We start from the raw sequence: 21,995 nt of genomic DNA on the forward strand, positions 1-21,995 counted from the left end.
CCGAGCAGGGTGGTGTCCAGCATCTGGGGGGTGTCGTCCGTGCGGGGGTGGACCCCGAAGTTGACGATGGCCCAGTCGCGTTCGGCGTGCAGGGCGATCTGGGCGGGCTCGATGGGCATGGCCTTGAACTCGCGGGTGGCGGCGTCCAGCAGGTCGGCCGGGGTGACGCAGGCGCCCTCGTCGATCAGCTCGGCGGGCCTCTGGGCGCCGCCTGGCTGGTCGGTGACGGCCCACAGCCCGGCGAGCTCGTAGGAGTCCTCGTCACAGTCCAGCCCGTCGTAGGCGATCTCGGTGCCCTCTTCGCACGCCTCGGCCAGCAGGGTCGCGTCCAGGTCCCGCAGCCAGCACTGATGCACCGTGGCCCGGAAGTAGGTCACGTCCGAGTCTCCACCACCAGACCCATCGATCGCTGCCTGCTGCTCTTCAAGACTGCCGAGCATGTCCACAGAGTCCTTGCTCATGTCTCCATCGACGTTCCACGATGAATCTGAATCTGCTGTAGCCGGAGCCGTCACCATGAGATTCAGGAGCGCGGCGAGAAGCATGACCGGCAGGGCTGGCGCAATCGCCCTCATCACTCGGGCCGGTGGGTGACAGTCACGACGACCCACTTCTTGTCACGGAGGGCCATTTCGATGCGTGCTTCGCGAGTGCTGTGATCGACCTCATCGATCGACGTTCCATCGGCGTCGAGGATCTCTATCGATTCTTGCTCGATCACCACGTCAAGCGGGAAGATGCCCGTGGCTGCATCAATCTCGTACGACTCCTCGATCGTGGTCGTCATCGCGCCACCAGTGAACGTCGCGTCGTTCTCTTCCAGCCAATCGAGCCGATCGAGCGTCGCGGTGCAGAAACCGCAAGCCCGGTGGGACATGGATTCGAACCGCGAGCTGTCGCCAGTGGTGAGCATGTAGTCGTACAACGACAAGAAGTACTCCGCCGCCGCGGCTGCCCCGTCCGCGTCCTTCTTGTCCATCGCGGCCGGACGCTCCGGCCCCTCCGCCTCGGCCTCTTCCGACGGTTCCGGCGACACCGACGCGGACGGTGACGCGGACGCCGTCACCGAGGCCGGCAACGGCAGCTCCGACTCCTCCGGCTCGGGCTCCCCACCGGTGCACCCCGCCAGCAGCAGCACTCCCGCAAGGACCGCCGCGGCAGCGCGCCTCGAGCCAGAGCCCGAGGCCCTCACAGCGGGTGACCCAGGGGCAGGGACAGGGACAGAGGAATCGTGCCGGGTCGTGCGCGTCATCGCGTCTCCAGGGCATAGACAGGCCAGCGGCCAGGACCAGCCACCGACCCTAGCGACCCCCGCACACCCGCGGAACCGCACATCCCAGCCTGTGGACAACCCCGCCGGCGGCCCACCACGACGGCCCCGCACCGCACCGGCGGGTCACCCAAACCGGCCCGAACCTCGACATTCGGCGCCCGCGGTGGGCGCCCGGACCGAGAACTGCCCACCTAAGCCCTGGACCTGCGCGCCCTGGCCCCTTACATTTTCCGTGACGGACGCCACAGCACGCCCGTCCGGCGGTCCTGCCCGGACCGTCGCCGCCCGAGACACCGACCCATCGAGGGAGCCGCCGAGACCGCGTCGGCCTGACCGGCCCGCGCACCGCAGGAGGGAGCAGGACCGTGACCGACGTACTGGTCCTCAACGCCGGCTACGAGCCGCTGCACCGGGTGTCGGTCAAGCACGCCATCACGATGCTGGTCCGCGAGGTCGCGGTCGTCGAGGAGTTCGTCGAGGGTGCCTCGTTCGGCCCCTACCCGCTCCCCCGGGTCCTGCGGCTCGTGCGCTACGTGACCATGCGCTGGCTCTACCGCGGTGGCGGTCGCCCCGCGGTCACCAAGGACGGCATCAAGCGACGGGACGGCGCGTGCGCCTACTGCGGCGGCCCGGCACAGACGGTCGACCACGTTGTTCCCCGGTCGCGGGGCGGCGACAGCTCGTGGCTCAACCTCGTCGCCGCCTGCCGTCCGTGCAACCACCGCAAGGCGGACCGCACTCCGCTCGAGGCGGCGATGCCGCTCCGGCTGGCTCCGTACGTCCCGCCGTTCGACCACGGGCTGGTACGACGCCATCGTCGAGCCAGACCCGTGGCCGCCTGAGCGGCGAGCGGCGTCAGACGCCGTCGATCGGCTCCCAGCGGCGCTCGGCCGCGTCCTGCTCGGTGTCGGCGCCGGCGTTCGGCTCGGCGCCGGCCAGCTCCGCCTCGCCGACACGCGCGATCGTCCCGGTGACGGGCTGCGGCACGGCCGGCCCCTCGGAGTCGAGCACGCGAGAGGCCACGACGGTGCTGCCGAAGTTCGCGTGGCAGTCGGTGCAGTACCAGTCCGGCGCCGGCACGGGCACCTCGAAGCCGCCGTAGACGACGTCGGGCTCGGAGCTGACGACGTCGTCGCTGAAGGTCATGCCCCACACGATGCGCTTGGTCTTGCCGCGGGCGCCGCACCCGGGGCACTGCGGCCGCATCCGGGCGCGCTGCGCGGAGACGGAGTGGGCGTGCATGAGGTCGTGGCAGTGCGTGCACATGAGGTGCACGTCGCGGATGACCTGCTCGAGGGTGCGCCCGCCGGCGGTCGTCGTGCCCAGCCGCACCGCGCCGTCGTCGTGCGCCTGGAGCTCGTGGACGTCGACGAACCGCTCGCAGGTGGCGCAGCGCTCCTCGCGACGCATGGCCCAGCCGGACACCGCGCGGTGTCCGAGGACGCGCAGCACGTGCACGTCGGGGGCCGCGGTGCCCTCGGCGCAGTCGCCCGGGTCGATGGTGTGCACCGGGCCGTCGTGGAACTGGTTGGCGACACCGTCCAGCACGGCGCGGGCGTGCTCGGCGGGCAGCCAGCCGGAGGAGCCGATGTAGGTGTCCGCGCCGTCGAAGAGGTCGGCCCACACGATGGGCCGGTCGGGGCCGAACAGCTCGTCCGTCACCCAGGAGTCGCCGTCGGAGGAACCCATGAGCTCCACCGACGCCACGACGCCCGCGTCACCGAGGACGGTCACGACGACATCGCCCCGCTTGGGGCCGTCCGGACCGCCGGGCAGCGAGTGCTCGTGGGAACGGGTCGCGATCGCGATGGACTCGTTCAGCCAGTCGGTGGACCAGTTCAGGTACACGGACGGCACGAGCCATGCCGGCAGCGACGACACGGACGGGAAGGCCTCGGCTTCGGTGCTCACGGAGTGCAACATAGCCGGTCGGGCCCCCGGAGCGGTACCCCGGGGACGCGCCCCGCTCAGCGGCCGAACGCGGCGCGCAGCTCGTCCTTCGCCTGTTCCAGGGTCCGACGGCGGGACTCCGGCAGATTGTCCCCGGCCCGGTTGAGGTAGAAGGTCAGCATCGACGTCGCGGACTGGTAGGGCGTGCCCTTGCGCCGCTCGCTCGCCTCGGCTGACCGTTTGAGGGACGCGGCGATCCGGGCCGGGTCGTCCCAGGTGAAGACGTCGTCCTCCAGGTCGAGCGCGTCGGAGTGCTCGGTGACGTCCTGCGACCACCGCTCGTCGTCGTGCTCGGGCTTCGTGGCTGCCATCGTCCGACGCTAGGACGATCGGCGCGAGCTCGCGAGGGCGTTCAGTCGCGCAGCGCCTCCGCCTCGGCGTCGGTGAAGAGCCGCGAACGGATGAGGAACCGCACTCCCTCCGGCGCCTCCACGCTGAACCCGGCACCGCGACCCGGCACCACGTCGATGGTCAGGTGCGTGTGGCTCCAGTACTCGAACTGGGCCCGGCTCATCCAGACCGGCACGTTGAACGTCGCGCCGCCGTCAGCGCCGCCGTCAGCGCCGCCGTCGGCCCCCGGCGCGTCCGGCACGGTCAGGTCCCCGAGGTGGACGTCCGCGTCGCCGGTGAGGAACTCCCCGGCCGGGAAGCACATCGGGCTGGACCCGTCGCAGCACCCGCCGGACTGGTGGAACATCAGGTCGCCGTGCCGGCGCCGCAGCCGAGCGAGCAGCTCGGCCGCGGCGTCGGTGACCGCGACGCGGGCGGGCCGCTGCCGCGCAGCGACCGCCCCGCCGTCGTCCGTCATCTCGCCTCCTCGTGCGAACAGTCGGCCTAGAAGAACCCGTCCCGCACGCCGGAGTAGCTGACGAGCAGGTTCTTCGTCTGCTGGTAGTGGTCCAGCATCATCTTGTGGTTCTCGCGCCCGACGCCGGACCCCTTGTACCCGCCGAACGCGGCCGCGGCCGGGTAGGCGTGGTAGCAGTTGGTCCACACCCGGCCGGCCTCGATGGCGCGGCCCGCGCGGAACGCCGTCGTGCCGTTGCGGGTCCAGACCCCGGCACCCAGCCCGTAGAGGGTGTCGTTGGCGGTCTTGATCGCGTCGTCGAAGTCCGCGAAGTCGGTCACGGACACCACGGGGCCGAAGATCTCCTCCTGGAAGATCCGCATGGAGTTCTTGCCCTCGAAGATCGTGGGCGTCACGTAGTAGCCGCCGGAGAGGTCACCGCCGAGGTCGGCCCGCTCGCCACCGGTGAGCACCCGAGCACCCTCGGCCTTGCCGATGTCGATGTAAGACAGGATCTTCTCGAGCTGGTCGTTGCTCGCCTGGGCCCCGATCATCGTCTCGGTGTCGAGGGGGTTGCCCTGCACCGCGGCCTTGGTCCGTTCGAGCGCGTCGCCGAGGAACTGGTCGTAGATGTCGGACTGGATGAGCGCGCGGGACGGACACGTGCACACCTCGCCCTGGTTGAAGGCGAACATGGTGAAGCCCTCGAGCGCCTTGTCGTAGAAGTCGTCCCGCTCGGCCGCGACGTCGGAGAAGAACACGTTCGGCGACTTGCCCCCGAGCTCGAGGGTCACGGGGATGATGTTCTGCGACGCGTACTGCATGATCAGGCGGCCGGTCGTCGTCTCGCCGGTGAAGGCGATCTTGCGGATCCGTGACGAGGACGCGAGCGGCTTGCCCGCCTCCGCGCCGAACCCGTTGACCACGTTGAGCACGCCCGGCGGCAGCAGGTCGCCGATGATCTCCATCAGGTAGAGGATCGAGGCCGGGGTCTGCTCTGCCGGCTTGAGGACGACGGCGTTGCCTGCCGCGAGCGCCGGCGCCAGCTTCCAGGTCGCCATGAGGATCGGGAAGTTCCACGGGATGATCTGGCCGACGACGCCCAGCGGCTCGTGGAAGTGGTACGCGATGGTGTCGCCGTCGATCTCGGAGATCGAGCCCTCCTGGGCCCGGATCGCCCCGGCGAAGTAGCGGAAGTGGTCGACGGCGAGCGGGATGTCGGCGCCGAGCGTCTCGCGCACGGGCTTGCCGTTCTCCCAGCTCTCGGCCACGGCGATCTTCTCGAGGTTGGCCTCGATGCGGTCGGCGATCCGGTTCAGCACGTTGGCCCGCTCGGTGACGGAGGTGCGTCCCCAGGCGGGTGCCGCTCCGTGGGCCGCGTCGAGCGCCCGCTCGATGTCGTCGGCGTTGCCGCGTGCCACCTCGCAGAAGGTCTGCCCGGTGACGGGGCTGGGGTTCTCGAAGTACTCCCCGCTCGACGGCGGCACGTACTCGCCGCCGATCCAGTGGTCGTAACGGCTGCGGTACTCGACGATCGCCCCGGGCTGCCCCGGGGGCGTGTAGACGGTCATGCTGGCTGCCTCCTCGCAGTACACACCTCGTCGGGTGCGCGGCCTGCGGCGCGGTGCCCGACGGCGGCGCCTCGACGCGCCGTGACGGTCACGTTAGGCGGGCGGGGTTGCAGCACCGTTGCAACGGGCGGGGAACCGGCCGGACGACCTCAGCGCAGCACCGCGTCGACGACGGAAAGGTGTGCCCGCGCCCGGCTCCACAGGGGGCTGCCGTGCTCGGCCCGCTGCACGAGGAGGCTCCACGCCTCGACGTCGTCCGCGCCGTCGTCGGTCCGGGTCCACGCGTCGAGCGCTGCGGCGCCGGGGCTGCTCAGGACGGCGGAGCGGAGCTCGGCGGTGAGCTCGGCGCGGGCCCGCTCGACGCCGGGGGCCAGCGAGCGCGGGAGCAGCGGCCCGGCGCTGGCCGCGAGCGCCGCTGTCGGGTCCCCTGCCGCGAGGTGCTCGCGCACGACGTCGACGTCGCTGCGCACGCCGGGCGCCAACCGGTAGGGGCGTGACCCGCTGACCAGGGAGCCGGCGACGCGCCGCAGCCGGGAGATCTCGACGCGGACCGCGACCTCGGACAGGTCGCCCGGGTGCAGCAGCACGGCGAGCTCCTCGGCGGTGAGCCCGCGGGGGTGCTCACCGAGGAGGGCGATGATCTCGGCGTGCCGCGGCGAGAGGCGGTGGTCGCCGCCCGGGCCGTGGAGCACGGGTGTGCCGAGGAGCTGCACGAGGGGCCGGCCAGCGTCGACGCCGTCCCCGGGCCACCCTGGCTCCACGCGTTCGCGCGCCGCGAGCTCTCGCTCGAGGCTCGCCACGGTCGCGCGGACCAGGGAGAGCGCGACGTGCGAGGCGGCGGCACGTCCGCCGGTCACGTCCAGGACGCCGAGCACCCGGCCGTCGGCGCCACGGATCGGTGCGGCGGCGCAGTTGAGCGACTGGACGGGTCGGGAGAAGTGCTCGGCGCCCAGCACCTGCACGGCGCGGCGGGTCGCGAGCGCCGTGCCGGGGGCGTTGGTGCCGACGCTCTCCTCGCGCCAGACGGCGCCGGCGACGAACCCGACGCGCTCCGCCGTCGTGCGGGTTCGGGCGTCGCCCTCGACCCACAGGAGCCGACCGGCGTCGTCGCAGACGGCGACGACGAGGCCGTCGTCGCGGGCCGCGTCCACGACGAGCTCGCGCACGAGCGGCATGAGCGGCGCGAGGGGGTGCGTCGTGCGGTAGTCGTCCAGGTCACGGTCGGCGAGGCCGGTCGCGGCGTGCAGCGAGTCGGGGTCGACGCCGGAGCTCCGGCTGCGGCGCCAGGACTCGCCGACGAGGGGGTCCAGCCCGGGCGGGAGGCAGCCGGTACCGAGGAAGGTGTCGTAGGCGGTCCGCACGGAGCGACGGTCGCGACGGACGGTGCCGCGGGGCGCGGGCGTGCCTCCGGGGGCACGGGCGGAACCGGCGAGGTCCTGCGCGGCAGCACGGTCGAACATGGCGCCTCCGACGTCGTCGTGCGGTGGTGGCCTCAGTCTAGGGCTCGGCCGGAGGCCCTGGCAGAGCCGTCGTCTCACATCGTGGTCCCAAATGTTGGACGCCGGGTGTCCTCCCAGGTCGCCGCGTGCCTAGGGTGTGGGCAGACCCCCGCGGCCCCGCCCGTTCACCCACCCACCGGAGGACACCATGCCCGCTCAGCTCGACCCGGACCCCCGCCTGCAGGAGTACGCCCACCCCGAGCGGCTCGTCACCACCGAGTGGCTCGCCCAGCACCTCGACGACCCCGGCCTCGTGGTCGTCGAGTCCGACGAGGACGTGCTGCTCTACGAGACGGGCCACATCCCCGGTGCGGTGAAGGTCGACTGGCACACCGACCTGCTGCTGCCCGTCGAGCGCGACTACCTCGACGGCCCCGGCTTCGCCGACCTGCTCGGCTCCAAGGGCATCGCCCGGGACACCACGATCGTGCTCTACGGCGACAAGAACAACTGGTGGGCCGCGTACACCGCCTGGGTGTTCACGCTGTTCGGCCACGAGGACGTCCGCCTGCTCGACGGCGGCCGCAACCTCTGGGTGGCCGAGGGCCGCGAGCTGACCACCGACGTCCCGGCCTCGGAGCCGGCCGAGTACCCCGCCGTCGACCGCGACGACTCGACGTTCCGTGCCTTCAAGGAGGACGTGCTCGCCCACCTCGGCAACGGCCCGCTCGTGGACATCCGCTCCCCGCAGGAGTTCAGCGGCGAGCGCCTCCACATCCCCGACTACCCGGAGGAGGGTGTGCTGCGGGGCGGCCACATCCCCACCGCGCACAACGTCCCGTGGGCCACCGCCGTGGCCGAGGACGGCACCTACAAGCCGCGCGCCGAGCTCGAGAAGATCTACCTCGACGGCGGCCTGGGCATCCAGGCGGACGACAAGGTCATCACCTACTGCCGCATCGGCGAGCGCTCCAGCCACACGTGGTTCGCCCTGCACTTCCTGCTGGGTCTGCCCGACGTGCGCAACTACGACGGCTCGTGGACCGAGTGGGGCAACGCGGTCCGGGTGCCGATCGTCGCGGGCGACCAGCCGGGCGAGGCACCGCGACGGGCCGCCTGAGCAGCCGGACCGCCTGGGACACTGGAACCATGACCGACGACGCGTCCACCACGCCCGAGCTGCCCGCGCAGCTCGCCGAGATCCGTGAGGACTTCCTGGCGCTGACCGAGCCCGACCGGCTCCAGCTCCTGCTCGAGTTCTCCCGCGAGCTGCCCGAGCTCCCCGAGCGCTACGCGCTCGCACCCGGGCTGCTGGAGAAGGTCGAGGAGTGCCAGTCGCCCGTCCGCGCCTTCGCCGAGCTGGACGACGGCGTGGTGCACTTCTACGCCTCGGCACCGCAGGAAGCACCCACCACGCGCGGGTTCGCCTCGATCCTCGCCCAAGGGCTGTCGGGACTGACCGCCCAGCAGGTGCTGGACGTGCCCGAGGAGTTCCCCCTGCAGCTCGGGCTGACCCGCGCGGTCAGCGCGCTGCGCCTGAACGGCATGGCCGGGATGCTGACCCGCGCCAAGCGGCAGGTCGTGGAGCAGCTCGCCGCGGCCTGACCTCCCGCTCACCCGAGAGGCTCACTCGCCCGTAGCCTGGGCGGGTGAGCCTCTCGAGCGTCCTGCTCCTCCTGGCCGGCTTCGTCCTGCTCGTCGGCGGCGGGGAGGCACTGGTCCGCGGGGCTGCCTCGCTCGCGCGGACGATGGGCATGTCCTCCCTCGTCGTCGGCCTCACCGTGGTCTCCTTCGCGACGTCCAGCCCCGAGCTCGCCGTGAGCGCCGGCGCCGCCCTGTCAGGGTCCCCCGGGCTGGCCGTGGGCAACGTCGTCGGCAGCAACATCGCCAACATCTTGCTCGTCCTCGGCATCTCGGCGCTGGTGGTCCCGCTGATGGTGACGTCCCGCGTCGTGCGCACGGACATCCCGGTGATGATCGGACTGTCAGTCCTCGCCCTGGTCCTCGCGCTCGACGGGACGATCAGCACGGCCGACGGCGTCCTGCTGCTCGCCCTCCTGGCCGCCTACCTCGTGGTCACGATCATCCGCTCCCGGCGCGGACGGGACGACGCGCCGCCGGCAGCCGCCGCCGGGGCAGCCGGTGCACCCACGAAGGCGGCCTCCGCACCGCGCCGCTTCCGCGCGACCCGCACGCGCTCGATCCTGCTCGACGTGGTGCTCGTCGCCGTCGGCGTGGGCCTCCTGGTGCTCGGGGCGCAGCTCCTGGTTCGCGGTGCGACGCAGATCGCCACGAGCTTCGGCGTCAGCGACCTGGTGATCGGCCTGACCGTCGTCGCCGTCGGCACCTCGCTGCCCGAGCTGGCCACCAGCGTCATCGCGGTCCGCCGCGGCGAGGGCGACCTGGCGGTCGGCAACATCGTCGGCAGCAACATCTTCAACATCGGCGCCGTCCTCGGCCTCACGGCCGTCGTGGCGCCCGGCGGGATCGGCGTGGACCCCGCGGCCGTGCACTTCGACCTGCCCCTCATGGTCGCCGTCGCCCTGGCCCTGCTGCCCGTCGCGTTCACCGGCCAGCTCATCCGGCGCTGGGAGGGCACGCTCTTCGTCGTGCTCTACCTCGCCTACGTCGCGTTCGTCCTGCTGGCGGCGTCCGAGCACGCCGCGCTGCAGCCCTTCAGCACCGCGATGCTCGGGTTCGTCCTGCCGGTCACCGCCGTGTGGCTCGTGGCGCTCGCGGCCTACGAGCTCGGGCTGCGGCGCGGCCGTCGCCAGGTGTGACAGAGTTGGTGCCATGACGGTGCTCGTGGCCTACAACGTCTCCCCGCACGGCGAGGCGGCAGTCCGCACGGCGCTGGAGGAGGCCCGGCGCCGCGACCTCCCGCTGCACGTGCTCGTGCTCGACCCGCAGGCTGCCGACGCGCCCGCCCCGGCAGGGCTGGCGGCGGTGCTCGACGGGTCAGCGACGAACCCGACCGTCGTGTACCGGGACGAGCGGACCGAGCCGGCCGACGCCATCCTCGACGCGGCCGAGGAGACCGGGGCGACACTCGTCGTCGTCGGCTCCCGCAAGCGCTCCAGCCAGGGCACCTTCCTGATGGGCACCACCACGCAGCGCGTCCTGCTGGACTCCCCCGTGCCCGTCCTCGTGGTCAAGGACGCCTACGGCGCCTGAGGGCTCAGCGCAGCCGGCGCAAGAACTCCTGAGTCCGTCCGCGCTGCGGGTCGTCGAGGACCTGCCCCGGCGTGCCCCGCTCGTGCACCCGGCCCTCGTGCAGGAACACGACCTCGTCGGCGACGTCGCGGGCGAAGCTCATCTCGTGCGTGGCGACCACCATCGTGGTGCCCTCGTCCCGCAGCGCGACGAGCAGGTCGAGCACCTCGCCCACCAGCTCCGGGTCGAGCGCGGACGTGACCTCGTCCAGGAGCAGCAGCTCCGGGCCGCTGACCAGCGCCCGTGCGATCGCCGCCCGCTGCTGCTCCCCGCCGGACAGCTCGTCGGGGTAGGACCGCGCCTTGTGGGACAGCCCGACCTTCTCGAGCATGCCCGCGCCCGCGGCCTCGGCCTCGGCCCGGCGGCGACCGTGCACCAGCCGCAGCGCGAGCGTGACGTTGTCCAGCACCCGCAGGTGCGGGAACAGGTTGTACTGCTGGAACACCATCGACATCCGGGCGCGGGCGGCGTCGGCGTCCACCCACGGGTCCGCGACGTCGACGCCGTCGAGCAGCACCTGGCCGTCGTCGACGTCCTCGAGCAGGTCGATCACCCGCAGCAGCGTCGACTTGCCGGAGCCGGAGGACCCGACGACCACCACGCACTCGTGCTCGGTGACGTCCAGGTCGATGCCGTCGAGCACGACCTTGCGCGGACCCCGCCGTCCGGTGCCGGGATAGCTCTTGCGCACGCCCCGCAAGGACAGCAGCGCGCCGGTCACCGGATCACCCCCGCGCCGCTCACGCCGCGCAGACGTCCGCGCCACCCCTGCCGGGCCGACCAGGCGTCCACCAGACGGGTCAGCGGGATGGACAGCAGCAGGAACAGCACGCCCGCGACCACGTAGGGCGTGAAGTTGTAGTCGCCCGTCGTGGCGATCTGGGCGGCGCGGATCGCGTCCACGGCACCCAGGATCGAGATCAGCCCGGAGTCCTTCTGCAGCGAGACGAGCATGCTGGCCGTCGGCGCCGTGACGTTGCGGACCGCCTGCGGCAGCACCACCCGGCGCACCGTCTGCCCCCGGGTGAGCCCGAGGGACCGCGCCGCCGCCACCTGCGACGGGTGGACCGACTCGATGCCCGCGCGGAAGATCTCCGCGAGGTACGCGGTGTACGTCAGCACGATGGCGAGGCCGCCGAGGAACGCCGCGCTCACCGGCAGCCACTCGAGGCGCAGGGCCGGCAGCCCGAACCCGGCGAGGAGCAGCACCAACAGCACCGGCACCCCGCGGAAGACGTCGACGTACACCACGGTCAGCAGCCGCAGGGGGAAGAGCGCCGGCAGCCGTGACGTGCGCACCACGGCCAGGAGCAGGCCGACGACCAGGCCCACCACCGAGGCCACGACCCAGACCCGCAGGTTGAGCCACAGCCCCTCGGCGACGTCGGGCAGCACCTCGATCGCGCGCTCCGGCGAGAAGAACGCCGAGCGGGCCCGCGCCCAGCCGGGGGCGGTCGCGACGACGTACGCGACGGCGCCGACGACGACGGCGGTCGCCACGGTCGCGACGGCGAGCGCCCGGCGGCGCTGGGCACGCCGGAAGGCGACCCGCTCCCGCGCCCGCGCGGACGGCTGCCAGTCGGTCATGCGCTCAGGAGAGCTGCTCGATGTCGTCGGAGTCGAGCCAGGTGGTGCGCAGCTCGTCGAGGGTGCCGTCGGCCTCCAGCTCGTCGACGGCCGCCGAGACGCAGTCCGTCAGCTCCGAGTCCTTGTCGAGGACGAGACCTAGCTGCTCGGGCTCGCCGGCGTCCGGCAGCGTGCCGATGACCGTCGCGTCCGGGAAGTACACCGTCGAGGCGGCGACCCCCTGGTCGACGTCCATGACCATCGCGTCGACGGTGCCCGACGTGAGTGCCGTCATCCCGTCGCCGGCGGCGCTGAACGGCACCACCTCGACGTCGTCGCCCCAGGCCTGCTCCGCGGCGTCGAGGGACGTCTGGGAGGCGGTCACGCCCACGGTGGCCCCGGCCAGGTCCGCCAGGCTCGCAGCGTCCGCGAACTCGCCGTCGTCGGCCACGATCACGCCCTGCCGGCTGGTGAGGTAAGGGCTGGAGAAGTCGACGGCCTCGGCACGTTCGTCGGTGATCGTCGTCTGGTAGGCGGCGACGTCGAACGTCTTGATCGCCGGGGACACGATCTGCTCGAAGGTGACCGAGGTCCACTCGACGTCGTCGGCGGCGTAGCCGAGGCGGTCGGCGACCTCGTAGACCAGCGCTGCCTCGAAGCCCTCGCCGCTCGACGGCTCGCCCACGTACCAGGGCTCGAACGGCTCGGAGGCGCCGACGGTGAGGGTGCCTTCGGTCAGGGTCGGCAGGTCTGCGGCGTCGCACCCGGCCGCCTCGGCGGGGGCCGTCGTCGCGGCGTCGGAGGGAGCGTCGTCGGAGCCGCACGCGGCCAGGCCGAGCACGAGCGCGGGAGCGAGTGCTGCCGCGAGGACGGGACGGGTTCGCACGGGAGGATCCTCCAGGTCGCAGAGCGGCACGGGGATCGCACCACCTGCAGCATCACAACACGTCACGACGCCACTGACATCCCTCCCGGCCGTGCGGCTCGTCACAGTGCGCCCGAGATGTCGATCCGGGCGGACCACATCCGTCATCAAGATGTCAGTGCACCCCGCAGGAAGGACGATAGTCACCATGACCACCTACACCGTGCTGCTTCCCGGCAGCGACGAGTCCTGGGAGAACGCCACCGCCGAGCAGAAGGCCACCGTCGTCGGCCTCCACGAGAAGTTCGTGCGGCTCATGGCCGAACGCGGCCACAAGATCACCGGCGGTGAGGAGCTCATGCCCGCGCGCACGGCGAAGTCGATCCGCCAGGACTCCGCCGGGAACATCGCCGTCACCGACGGCCCGTACGCCGAGGCCGCCGAGCACGTGGCCGGCTTCTACACCGTCGAGTCCGACGACCTCGACGACCTGCTGCAGGTCTGCGGCGTCCTCGCCGGGACCACCATCCCGGGCACGCAGGACGTCGTCGAGGTCCGCCAGGTCGTCGACCACCCGGGTGACGCCGGGGCGTGACGTCCACCGACGACGTCGCCGCGCGGCTGGCGGACGCGCTGCGCGACGAGTGGGGCCGTCTGCTGGCCCTGCTCGTCGCGCAGTACCGTCGCCTCGACCTGGCCGAGGACGCCCTCGGCGACGCCTTCGAGGCTGCCACCCGCACCTGGCCGCACGACGGACCGCCCACCAACCCCGCGGCCTGGCTGCTGACCACCGCGCGCCGCCGCGCCGTCGACCGGCTGCGCTCCGAGCACACCCTCGCCCGCTCCATGCCGCGCCTCGCCGTCGAGGCCGACCTGACCGCCCACGCTTCCCGGGTCATGGCAGACGCCGGTGAGGCGGTGGTCGACGAACGGCTCCGGCTCGTGCTGCTCTGCGCACACCCACGGCTCTCCCGCGAGGCGGCCGCAGCCCTCACCCTCCGGCTCGTGCTCGGCGTCCCCACCCCGGACATCGCCCGGCTCTTCCTGCAGTCCACGCCCACGATGGCCGCCCGGCTGACCCGAGCCCGCAAGAAGATCGCCGGTGAGCGATTCGAGATCCCCCGGGGTGACGGACTCACCGCTCGCACCGGTGTCGTCGCCGACGTCGCCTACCTGGCATTCACCGCGGGCTACACCCCCTCCTCCGGCGACGCCGTCGTCAGGGTCGAGATGGCGGGCGAGGCGATCCGGCTGGTCCGCGTGCTGCGTGACGTCCTGCCGCCCACGGCGGACCGTCGCGAGCTCGACGCACTGCTGGCGGTCATGCTGCTGCAGCACTCCCGCCGCGACGCCCGCAGCGCAGGGGGACTGCCGGTGCTCCTGGCCGACCAGGACCGCGGCCGGTGGCACGACGCCGAGATCACCGAGGCGCTGAGTCTTCTGGAACCGCTCGCGACGGCCCCCGCCACGCCCTATCTGCTGCAGGCGCTGATCGCCGCCGAGCACGCCGTCGCCCCGCGGCCGAGCGCGACGGCCTGGGACCGGATCCTGGCCCGCTACGACGAGCTCCTCGAGCTGACGGACAGCCCCGTCGTCCGGCTCAACCGGGCCGTCGCGGTCAGCGAGGTGCACGGTCCGCGCGACGGTCTGGACGCGCTGGCGGACGTCGTCCTCCGCGGTCACCGTCTCCCCGCCGTCCGCGCCGAGCTGCTGGCCCGGCTCGGCCGGGCGGACGAGGCGCGCGTCGCCTACGACGCTGCCTGCACCCTCTGCGAGAACTCGGCCGAGCGCGCGCACCTCCGGCGGCGCCGGGACGCGCTGGACCGATCCCGGTAAACGGCTCAGGCGTGCACGTGGCCCTCCTGGCCGGTCGCCGCCGCGATGTCCGACTCCGCCTGCCCGAGCAGCGAGTCGGCGAGCCGGCGCAGCGCCCGGCCGGCTGCCACCTCGTCCCCGATTACCGGGACCTCCTCGTCACCGGGGTCCTTGCGCGCGTGCCCCACGGCTCGCAGCGCGCCGACGTCGGCGTGCTCGGCAGGCCCGGCCACCAGGACCGCCTCCGCCGTCGTGCTGCCGGCGGACTCCACCAGCGCCACCTGCACCTGCCACGTCACCGACCGTGCGGGCCGCGACCCGGCCTCCTGCTGCAGACCTGCGTCGTCGCCCTGCTCCTTCACCAGCGAGTCCGGCCCGGGGAAGAGCAAGGTCTCCTCGCCGGTGTCCGACCAGCGCACCCGGTACGGCGGGCTGCCGTCGCCGTGCGGACAGTCCACCACGACTCCGTCGCGCACCGCGCCGCCCACCACGCCGGCGGCTGTCACGATCCTGTCCCCTACCGAGGCCCTCATGATGCTCCCCTCCGTCTCTCACCCTCGAGTCGACGCTGTCGTCCTCCCATGGTGCTCCCGGCGTCGTTCGCTCGCGTGCCGGCACGACGGGTCCGCGGTAGGACGGAGAGATGGACGCCGCAGCCGATCGCCCGATCGAGGACCCGCGCGTGACCGTCGTCGTCGCGAGCCGCAACCGGCGCGAGGAGCTGGTGGCCGGCCTCGGCCGCCACCGCGCGCCCGTGATCCTGCTCGACAACGGATCGACCGACGGCACCCCCGAGGCTGTCCGGCGGGCGCACCCGGGCGTCGAGGTGGTGGAGCTGGGGCGCAACGCCGGTGCTGCCGCGCGGACCGAGGGCGTCCGCCGTGCCCGCACCCCGTACGTCGCCTTCGCCGACGACGACTCCTGGTGGGCGGCCGGTTCGCTGCACGCCGCTGCGGAGGTCCTGGCCACGGCTCCGCAGGTGGGCCTCGTCGCCGTCGAGACCCTGGTCGGCGCCGACGAGCGCCGCGACGCCTTCACCGACGTCCTGGCTGCCTCCCCGCTGCCGTCGCGCGCTCCGGCACCGGTCGGTCCGCGCGTGCTCGGCTTCATGGCGTGCGCGGCCATGGTGCGCCGGAGCGCCTTCCTCGACGCCGGCGGGTTCGACGACGTCGTGCGGTTCCCCGGCGAGGAGGAGCGCCTCGCCTGGGACCTGACCGCGCACGGGCACGACCTCGTGCACCTCCCGGGCGCGGCGGTCCATCACCACCCCTCCCCGCTGCGTCACGCCCCGGAAGCGCGGCGGCGGGCTGTCGCCCGCTCGCGCGCGCTGACCTCCGTGATGCGGCTCCCCTGGCCCGACGTCGCCGACCGGACCCTCGCCGACGTCCGCTCCGGCGCGCCGGAGCGGCGCGGCGTGCGGGACGCCGTGGCGGACCTGTCAGGTGCGTTGCGGGCGCGCGAGGTCCTGCCCAGCCGGGTGGTCGACGACATCCGCAGCCTGCGGCGGGCGGCGGCAGGCTGACGTGCCGGCAGGACGGGTCCCATCTCAGTGCGAGCGCAGGGCGTCGATCAGCTCGTCCTTCTTCATGCTCGACCGGCCTTCGATGCCGATCTCGGCGGCACGTTCCCGTAGGTCGTCCACCGTCCAGTCCTCATAGGACCCAGACTTCCCGCCCTGGGAGCCCACCGTGCTGCGGCCCTTGTTCGCCGACGCGTTCGCGATCCGGGCCGCCTTCTCCTTGCTGTTGCCCTCGTCGCGGAGCTTCTCGTACAGCTCGTCGTCCTTCACGCTGGGGCCGGGGTCTCGCTGCGGCATGGGGGCTGCTCCCTTCGCATCGGTGGCCGGCCGCCCGACGACGGCCGTCTCGCCGCCATCGTCACCCCGGCACCGCGGTGGTCGCATCCCGACCGGCGGGCCGCGTCAGGACGAACCCGGCGTGGTGGAGCACCCCGTCCACCAGCTGACCGAACGCCCAGAAGCCCGAGTCGTCCAGGTACGTGATCCGGTCGGCGTGGACCCAGTAGCTCCCGGTGTACGCGTCGGTGCGGCTCTCACGGGTCTCGGTGTAGCGCCCGTCCGGCCGCAGATGCTGCTGCATGTCCCGGCGAGGGTCGTCCCAGGTCGCCACCCATGCTGCGCGGGCCTCCGGTGCGGCGACGTCCTGCCCCACCGGCCGGGTCGGTCGGCCGTCCCACACCTCGAGCCGGCCCACGACCCACACGGCGAGCAGGTCGGCCGGGTCGACGACCAGCATGGTGCGGACCTCGCCGGCCCGGACCGGGCGCCGCAGCACCGCGAAGGTAGCCGCGTTGCCGGGACGCAGGTCGTACGCGTCCCGGCGGGCGGGCGGCAGCTGCGCCACGGCGCTGTCCACGAGCAGCGGGACGGCGTGTGCCCCCTCGGCACGGACCACCTCGACACCGGCGTCCGCCGGGCCCGGCGCCAGGCGGCCACCGACGACGTACAGGTCACCGGCCGTCGGCGCACTCGAGCCCTGCCAGACCTGCGCTCCGGTGACGACGAAGGTCCGAGACGTCATGTGGTTCAGCGGCATGTCGTCATCCTCGTGCGTGAGGACGCACCGGACAACGCCGGGGCGCTCCCGGGAGCGGCACACCCTGTCTCCGAGGTCACGCCACGATCTGCAGACGTCGAAGGGCCCCCGGGAGATCCCGAGGGCCCTTCGACGAGGACCGCCTGTGCGGTCCTCCGTGGTAGCGGGGGCAGGATTTGAACCTGCGACCTCTGGGTTATGAGCCCAGCGAGCTACCGAGCTGCTCCACCCCGCGTCGACGTCCTGAACACTACGGCATGCCTCGCACCCGGCGCCAACTCGGCCGCGGAGACCTCGGACACAACGATCCGGGCACGCGGAGCGGCCACGACCAGCCCGGGTACGGCGAAAGGCCCCCGGGATTCCCGAGGGCCTTTCGATGAGGACTGCCTGTGCGGTCCTCCGTGGTAGCGGGGGCAGGATTTGAACCTGCGACCTCTGGGTTATGAGCCCAGCGAGCTACCGAGCTGCTCCACCCCGCGTCGATGTGTTCAACGGTACGGCATCGATTCGGTCGAAGTCCAACCGATCCGGGCGGATGGGACGCAGGTCACAACCGCGTCCCATCCGTCCGGCAGCACCGTCAGCCCTCCAGCTCCTCCTCGGCCGCGAGCGCCTGCTCGAGCGCCGTCTGGAGTCGCTCCTGGGCCTCGCCGTAGGCCGCCCAGTCCCCGGCCTCCAGGGCTTCCTGGCCGGCCGTGAGCGCCTCGTTGGCGTCAGCCAGAGCAGCGTTCAGGCGAGCCTGCGCGTCACCCGTCGGCGCAGCCGGCTCGTCGCTCGGCTCGGACGGCTCCGTGGTCTCGGTCGGCTCCGGCTCGGCCGTGGGCTCCGCCGCAGGATCCTCGACCTCGTCCGTCGGGACGTCGGTGGGCACTTCCGTCTCCGCCTCGTCGGCGTCGCCTGCCTGGGCACCGGAGTCACCACCGAACACCTGGTCCAGCGCGTCGTCCAACGTCTCGGCATAACCGGTCTGGTCGCCGAAGGCCACCAGCACGCGCCGCAGCAGTGGGAACTGCGTCCCCTCCGCCGACTGGATGTAGACCGGCTGGACGTACAGCAGGCCGCCGCCGACCGGCAGCGTCAGCTGGTTGCCGCGCACCACCACGGAGTCGCCGCGACCCAGGATGTTGAGCTGTTCCGAGATGGTCGGGTTCGAGTTGAAGTTGTTCTGCACCTGACCCGGCCCGGGGACCGTCGAGTCACGTGGCAGCTCGAGGAGGCGCAGGGTGCCATACCCCTCGGCGACCTCGCCCGTCGTCGACCCCGCGTCCGCGTCGGCCGCCAGATAGCCCGTCAAGATCTCTCGGTCGGTGTTCCCGCCCGGGATGAACGTGCTCGTGAGCGAGAACGACGAGTCCTCCTGCCCGGGCATCTGGAGGGTCAGGTAGTACGGGGGCTGCTTGGAGGCAGCGGTCTCGGACGACGCCACCGGGTCGTCCGGGGTGACCCACTCGTCCGAGCCCGAGAACAGCGCGATCGCGTCCGTGACGTGGTAGCGCTCGAGCAGGGTGCGCTGCACCTTGAACATGTCCTCCGGGTAGCGCACGTGCGCCATGAGGTCGCCGGAGATCTTCTCCATCGGCTGCAGCGACGCCGGGAAGACCTGGCTCCAGGCCTGCAGCAGCGGGTCCTCGGCGTCCCAGGCGTACAGCGTGACCGTGCCGTCGTACGCATCGACCGTCGCCTTGACCGAGTTGCGGATGTAGTTGACCTCGGGCGGCAGGTCGACCGGGACGCCCTGGGCCGCCAGCGTCAGGGAGTCGGTCGTCGCCTCCTGCATCGGCGCGGACGTCGAGTAGGGGTAGGCGTCGGTGGTCGTGTAGGCGTCGACGATCCACTTGACGCGACCGTCCACGACGGCGGGGTACACCTTGTTGTCCAGGGTGAGCCACGGCGCGACCTTCGCCACGCGCTCCTGCGGGTCACGCTCGTAGAGGATCTGCGACTCCTCCGTCACACGGTCGGAGAAGAAGATCTGCTCGTCACCGAACTTCAGCGCGAAGAGCATCTTCTCCAGGAACGTGCCGATCTCCGGGCCCGCCGAGGTCTCTTCGGTCGGGAACTTGTAGAGCACCTGCCGGCCGCCCTCGTCGTCCGCCTGGTAGTCCAGCTCCCAGCTCTCAGAATCTTCCGGCGCACCCACGATCGAGTACTCCGGGGCCTCCGGGCTGAAGTAGATCCGCGGCTCGTAGCCGCCGTCGAACATGTCGGTCAGCGCACCCTGGGTCGGGATGCCGCCCTCGAAGAACGCGGGCTGGCCGTCCGGACCGGGCTGGTTGCCGTAGGCCGCGACGACGCCGAACCCGTGCGTGTACACGGTGTGGTCGTTGGTCCAGTTGCGGTCCGCCAGACCGTCCAGGTTCAGCTCACGCACCGCGATGACGGTGTCGCGCGACTCGCCGTCGATGCTGTACCGGTCCACGGCGAGGTTGTCCGTGAAGTTGTAGAACTGCTTGTTCTGCTGGAGCTGACGGAACGACGGGCTCACGACCTGCGGGTCGAGCAACCGCACCGAGGCGGTCGTCTCGGCGTCGTCGCGCAGCTGGCCCTCGGTGACCTCCGTGGTGGCCTCGTAGGGCTCCGACTCGACGTCGTCGATGCTGAACGCGTCGCGCGTCGCGTCGATGTTGCGCTGGATGTACGGCGCCTCGAGCGACTGGGCGTTCGGGTCCACCTGGAAGCGCTGGACGATCGACGGGTAGATGCCGCCGATGGCGATCGCCGAGACGACCATCAGGCCGACGCCGATCGCGGGCAGCCGCCACGTGTCGCGGAACGCCGCGACCACGAAGAGCGCGGCGACCAGCAGCGCCACCCCCATCAGGATCTCCTTGGAGGGGATCACGGCGTGCACGTCGGTGTACGAGGCGCCGTCGTAGCGCTCGTTGGAGTTCGTCAGGATGCTGTACCGGTCGAGCCAGTAGTTCGCACCGATGAGGACCATGAGCACGGCACCGAGCACGGCGAGGTGGACCCGGGCCGCCGTCGTCGTGCGCGGCGTCCCGGCCGGCAGCGATCCGATGCGCAGCCCACCGTAGAGGTAGTGGGTGACCACGGCGGCGATGGCCGAGATCACCACGACCGCCATCAGGAAGCTGACGGCGAACCGCACCACGGGCAGTGTGAAGACGTAGAAGCCGATGTCGATGCCGAACTCCGGGTCCGACTCACCGAACGACTGACCGTTCAGGGCGAGCATCACGGTGCGCCACTGCGAGGACGCGGCGACTCCCGCGAAGAAGCCGATCACGACCGGTGCGGCATAGGTGACGAGCTTGCGCAGCGGCTCGACGGCCTCGCGGTACTGGTCGAGCGTGGCCTGCTCCGGCGTCGACGGCGCGTAGACGGGTCGCGACCGGTAACCGATCGTGAACGAGCTGAAGACGGCGGCGCCCATGAGCAGGAAGGCGACGACGAACAGCACCGCCCGGGCGATCCACTGCGTCCAGATCACATTGGCGTAGCCGACCTCGGTGAACCACAGGACCTCGGTCCAGAAGGTCGCGAGGAAGATGAGGGCGGCGACGAGGACCGCCAGGATCACGACCGTGATCAGCAGCGGGCTCCGACGCCTCGCTGCTGGCGGTCCGTCCGGTCGTCGGGGTGGGGCGAAGGACACGGTGCGGGCACCTCATTCGTGCTCGGGACGGGACACGTGCAGGCACGCAGGGACGTCAGGACAACGTACCGACGTCTGCCCAGGTTCCCACGATTCCGACACACGGGGGCGCCCGTGCCCTCACGAACCGGTCACGATCACGCTCAGGAGCAGCGCGGCAGGTCCTCGCCCGCTCCGGCGCCGATCGCCTCCACGGCTGCCCGCGCCTCGGCGAGGGTGCTCACCGACACCACCTCGAGGCCCTCCGGCTCGTGGCCGGCCACCTCGGTGCAGTTGCCCGCGGGGGCGAGGAACCACTCCGCACCGTCACGCTGCGCGCCGTACATCTTCTGGCCGATCCCCCCGATAGGGCCGACGCGCCCGTCGACGTCCATGGTGCCCGTCCCGGCGACGACCGCCCCGTCGAGCTCGTCCTCCGGCGTCATGAGGTCGATGATGCCCAGGGCGAACATCGTGCCCGCGCTGGGCCCGCCGATGTCCTCGATCTGGATCGTGACGTCCACCGGGAAGTCGTACACGGCGTCGATGAGCACGCCGAGGAGCGCACGGCCGTCGCCCTCCCCCGTCGTGATCGTCAGGTCGGCCGGCTCGCCCGCCCGCTCCACGCCGAGGACGACGTCGTCGCCCGGGGTGACGTCGTCGAGCACGGTGAGCAGCTCCGGATAGCTCTCCAACGGCTCGCCGTCGATCGAGACGATGACGTCCTCGGGCTCGACGACGCCCTCCGCCCCCGTGCCCTCCGCGGCGGCGACCACCGTCATCGTGGTCGGCACCTCGTAGCCGAGCTCGGTCAGGGCCGCGACGGTCGCCGACTCCTGCGAGCTGACCATCTGCGCCTCGCCCTGCTCCTGCTGCTCCTCCTGGGTGACCGGCTCGGGGAAGACGAGCTCCACCGGCTGCACCGACCGTTCGGTCGACGACCATCCCCACAGCACGTCGCCCATCAGGACGTCACCGCCAGGCCCCCCGTAGACCGAGACCGTCGTGAGCCGCAGCTCGCCGGAGGCCGGGTAGGTCTCAGCGCCGGAGATCTCGATCAGCGGCTTCTCCGTCGCGCTCTGCCCCGGGCTCTGGTCCTGCACGCCCAGGGTGTCCGCCGTCGGGCCCGGCGTGCGGACCGCGTACGGGGTGGGCAGCACGAGGAGCACCGCGGCGACGACGGCGGTCACCATCAGCGACGCGACCAGCGTCACCGGGCGCCCGGCCGGGCGACGGCCGATCCTGCTGTCGGCGGGGTCCGTGCCGGCACCACCGGCCGTACCACGGTCGTCGGGCACCGGATGCTCCTGCGCGTGCCCGTCCAGGTCGGCCGGGTGCTGGCTGCGATCAAAGCTCACCGGCC

22 protein-coding genes, 2 tRNA genes and 1 pseudogene are annotated in these 21,995 nt (G+C 72.2%); 8 read left to right on the top strand and 17 right to left on the bottom strand.

The annotated features are described in order from the left end of the window. Both ACWAT2_RS05795 and ACWAT2_RS05800 read right to left on the bottom strand, forming a co-directional pair. A pseudogene (locus ACWAT2_RS05795) lies at positions 1–461 on the bottom strand (hypothetical protein); the annotation flags it as partial. Between the two features lie 113 nt (positions 462–574). Then, positions 575–1,138, bottom strand: a complete 564-nt coding sequence (locus ACWAT2_RS05800; protein ID WP_402372145.1) for a DUF6318 family protein — start codon at positions 1,136–1,138, stop codon at positions 575–577. Between the two features lie 500 nt (positions 1,139–1,638). On the opposite strand from ACWAT2_RS05800, the gene ACWAT2_RS05805 reads away from it, so the two are divergent. Continuing rightward, a complete protein-coding gene (locus ACWAT2_RS05805; protein WP_402372146.1) occupies positions 1,639–2,115 on the top strand; it encodes an HNH endonuclease in 477 nt (158 codons plus the stop codon). Positions 2,116–2,128: 13 nt separating this feature from the next. On the opposite strand, the gene ACWAT2_RS05810 is transcribed toward ACWAT2_RS05805, so the two are convergent. The 5 genes from ACWAT2_RS05810 to ACWAT2_RS05830 form a co-directional block, all read right to left on the bottom strand. Then, entirely contained in the window at positions 2,129–3,184 is a 1,056-nt protein-coding gene (locus ACWAT2_RS05810) for a hypothetical protein (protein ID WP_402372147.1), read from the bottom strand. Between the two features lie 56 nt (positions 3,185–3,240). Further along, entirely contained in the window at positions 3,241–3,534 is a 294-nt protein-coding gene (locus ACWAT2_RS05815) for a DUF3175 domain-containing protein (RefSeq protein ID WP_402372148.1), read from the bottom strand. Positions 3,535–3,575: 41 nt separating this feature from the next. Continuing rightward, positions 3,576–4,031 (bottom strand): DUF779 domain-containing protein, encoded by a 456-nt coding sequence (locus tag ACWAT2_RS05820; protein ID WP_402372150.1) that lies wholly within the window; start codon positions 4,029–4,031, stop codon positions 3,576–3,578. 26 nt (positions 4,032–4,057) lie between these two features. Next, a complete protein-coding gene (exaC, locus tag ACWAT2_RS05825; RefSeq protein WP_402372151.1) occupies positions 4,058–5,581 on the bottom strand; it encodes an acetaldehyde dehydrogenase ExaC in 1,524 nt (507 codons plus the stop codon). Between the two features lie 149 nt (positions 5,582–5,730). Then, positions 5,731–7,041 carry a GAF domain-containing protein gene (locus tag ACWAT2_RS05830; RefSeq protein WP_402372153.1) on the bottom strand — a complete coding sequence of 437 codons (1,311 nt, stop codon included), beginning with the start codon at positions 7,039–7,041 and terminating at the stop codon, positions 5,731–5,733. Between the two features lie 187 nt (positions 7,042–7,228). Between ACWAT2_RS05830 and ACWAT2_RS05835 the strand changes: the two genes are divergently transcribed. Genes ACWAT2_RS05835 through ACWAT2_RS05850 form a run of 4 tightly spaced genes read left to right on the top strand, consistent with a single transcriptional unit; the run spans position 7,229 to position 10,194 of the window. Continuing rightward, positions 7,229–8,140 carry a sulfurtransferase gene (locus tag ACWAT2_RS05835; RefSeq protein ID WP_402372155.1) on the top strand — a complete coding sequence of 304 codons (912 nt, stop codon included), beginning with the start codon at positions 7,229–7,231 and terminating at the stop codon, positions 8,138–8,140. A 29-nt stretch (positions 8,141–8,169) separates the two neighbouring features. Beyond that, on the top strand, positions 8,170–8,625 hold the full coding sequence (locus ACWAT2_RS05840; RefSeq protein ID WP_402372156.1) for a SufE family protein: 456 nt from the start codon (positions 8,170–8,172) through the stop codon (positions 8,623–8,625). A gap of 44 nt (positions 8,626–8,669) precedes the next feature. Further along, positions 8,670–9,800, top strand: coding sequence for a calcium/sodium antiporter (locus ACWAT2_RS05845; protein ID WP_402372158.1), 1,131 nt, complete (start codon positions 8,670–8,672; stop codon positions 9,798–9,800). 13 nt (positions 9,801–9,813) lie between these two features. Further along, positions 9,814–10,194 carry a universal stress protein gene (locus ACWAT2_RS05850; protein WP_402372160.1) on the top strand — a complete coding sequence of 127 codons (381 nt, stop codon included), beginning with the start codon at positions 9,814–9,816 and terminating at the stop codon, positions 10,192–10,194. A 4-nt stretch (positions 10,195–10,198) separates the two neighbouring features. Here ACWAT2_RS05850 and ACWAT2_RS05855 read toward each other — a convergent pair whose 3' ends face one another. The 3 genes from ACWAT2_RS05855 to ACWAT2_RS05865 are packed head-to-tail and all read right to left on the bottom strand — an operon-like array spanning position 10,199 to position 12,685. Beyond that, entirely contained in the window at positions 10,199–10,954 is a 756-nt protein-coding gene (locus tag ACWAT2_RS05855; RefSeq protein WP_402372161.1) for an amino acid ABC transporter ATP-binding protein, read from the bottom strand. After that, positions 10,951–11,820, bottom strand: coding sequence for an ABC transporter permease subunit (locus ACWAT2_RS05860; protein WP_402372163.1), 870 nt, complete (start codon positions 11,818–11,820; stop codon positions 10,951–10,953). The genes ACWAT2_RS05855 and ACWAT2_RS05860 overlap by 4 nt, the downstream gene beginning before the upstream one ends. Positions 11,821–11,824: 4 nt before the next feature. Next, on the bottom strand, positions 11,825–12,685 hold the full coding sequence (locus ACWAT2_RS05865) for an ABC transporter substrate-binding protein (protein ID WP_402372165.1): 861 nt from the start codon (positions 12,683–12,685) through the stop codon (positions 11,825–11,827). A 187-nt stretch (positions 12,686–12,872) separates the two neighbouring features. Between ACWAT2_RS05865 and ACWAT2_RS05870 the strand changes: the two genes are divergently transcribed. Together ACWAT2_RS05870 and ACWAT2_RS05875 are read left to right on the top strand one after the other, a co-directional pair. Continuing rightward, positions 12,873–13,259, top strand: coding sequence for a YciI family protein (locus tag ACWAT2_RS05870; protein ID WP_402372167.1), 387 nt, complete (start codon positions 12,873–12,875; stop codon positions 13,257–13,259). Further along, positions 13,256–14,500, top strand: coding sequence for an RNA polymerase sigma factor (locus ACWAT2_RS05875; RefSeq protein ID WP_402372169.1), 1,245 nt, complete (start codon positions 13,256–13,258; stop codon positions 14,498–14,500). Before ACWAT2_RS05870 ends, ACWAT2_RS05875 begins: the two co-directional genes overlap by 4 nt. A gap of 5 nt (positions 14,501–14,505) precedes the next feature. On the opposite strand, the gene ACWAT2_RS05880 is transcribed toward ACWAT2_RS05875, so the two are convergent. Continuing rightward, complete coding sequence (locus tag ACWAT2_RS05880) at positions 14,506–15,012, bottom strand: dsRBD fold-containing protein (protein WP_402372171.1); 507 nt, start codon at positions 15,010–15,012, stop codon at positions 14,506–14,508. 110 nt (positions 15,013–15,122) lie between these two features. Here ACWAT2_RS05880 and ACWAT2_RS05885 point away from each other — a divergent pair, with 110 nt between their 5' ends. Further along, entirely contained in the window at positions 15,123–16,001 is an 879-nt protein-coding gene (locus tag ACWAT2_RS05885) for a glycosyltransferase family 2 protein (RefSeq protein WP_402372173.1), read from the top strand. Positions 16,002–16,025: 24 nt separating this feature from the next. On the opposite strand, the gene ACWAT2_RS05890 is transcribed toward ACWAT2_RS05885, so the two are convergent. The 6 genes from ACWAT2_RS05890 to ACWAT2_RS05915 all read right to left on the bottom strand — a co-directional run bounded on the left by ACWAT2_RS05890 (position 16,026) and on the right by ACWAT2_RS05915 (position 21,990). Next, positions 16,026–16,295 (bottom strand): DUF7218 family protein, encoded by a 270-nt coding sequence (locus tag ACWAT2_RS05890; protein WP_402372175.1) that lies wholly within the window; start codon positions 16,293–16,295, stop codon positions 16,026–16,028. Positions 16,296–16,356: 61 nt separating this feature from the next. After that, complete coding sequence (locus tag ACWAT2_RS05895) at positions 16,357–17,034, bottom strand: Atu4866 domain-containing protein (protein WP_402372176.1); 678 nt, start codon at positions 17,032–17,034, stop codon at positions 16,357–16,359. 158 nt (positions 17,035–17,192) lie between these two features. After that, positions 17,193–17,269 (bottom strand) — tRNA-Met (locus ACWAT2_RS05900). 170 nt (positions 17,270–17,439) lie between these two features. Further along, positions 17,440–17,516, bottom strand: a tRNA-Met gene (locus ACWAT2_RS05905). A 101-nt stretch (positions 17,517–17,617) separates the two neighbouring features. Continuing rightward, complete coding sequence (locus ACWAT2_RS05910; RefSeq protein ID WP_402372178.1) at positions 17,618–20,653, bottom strand: UPF0182 family membrane protein; 3,036 nt, start codon at positions 20,651–20,653, stop codon at positions 17,618–17,620. Positions 20,654–20,796: 143 nt separating this feature from the next. After that, positions 20,797–21,990, bottom strand: a complete 1,194-nt coding sequence (locus tag ACWAT2_RS05915; protein WP_402372179.1) for a YlbL family protein — start codon at positions 21,988–21,990, stop codon at positions 20,797–20,799. Between the last annotated feature and the right edge of the window lie 5 nt (positions 21,991–21,995).

This window comes from Isoptericola sp. GX10416, from assembly GCF_056590155.1.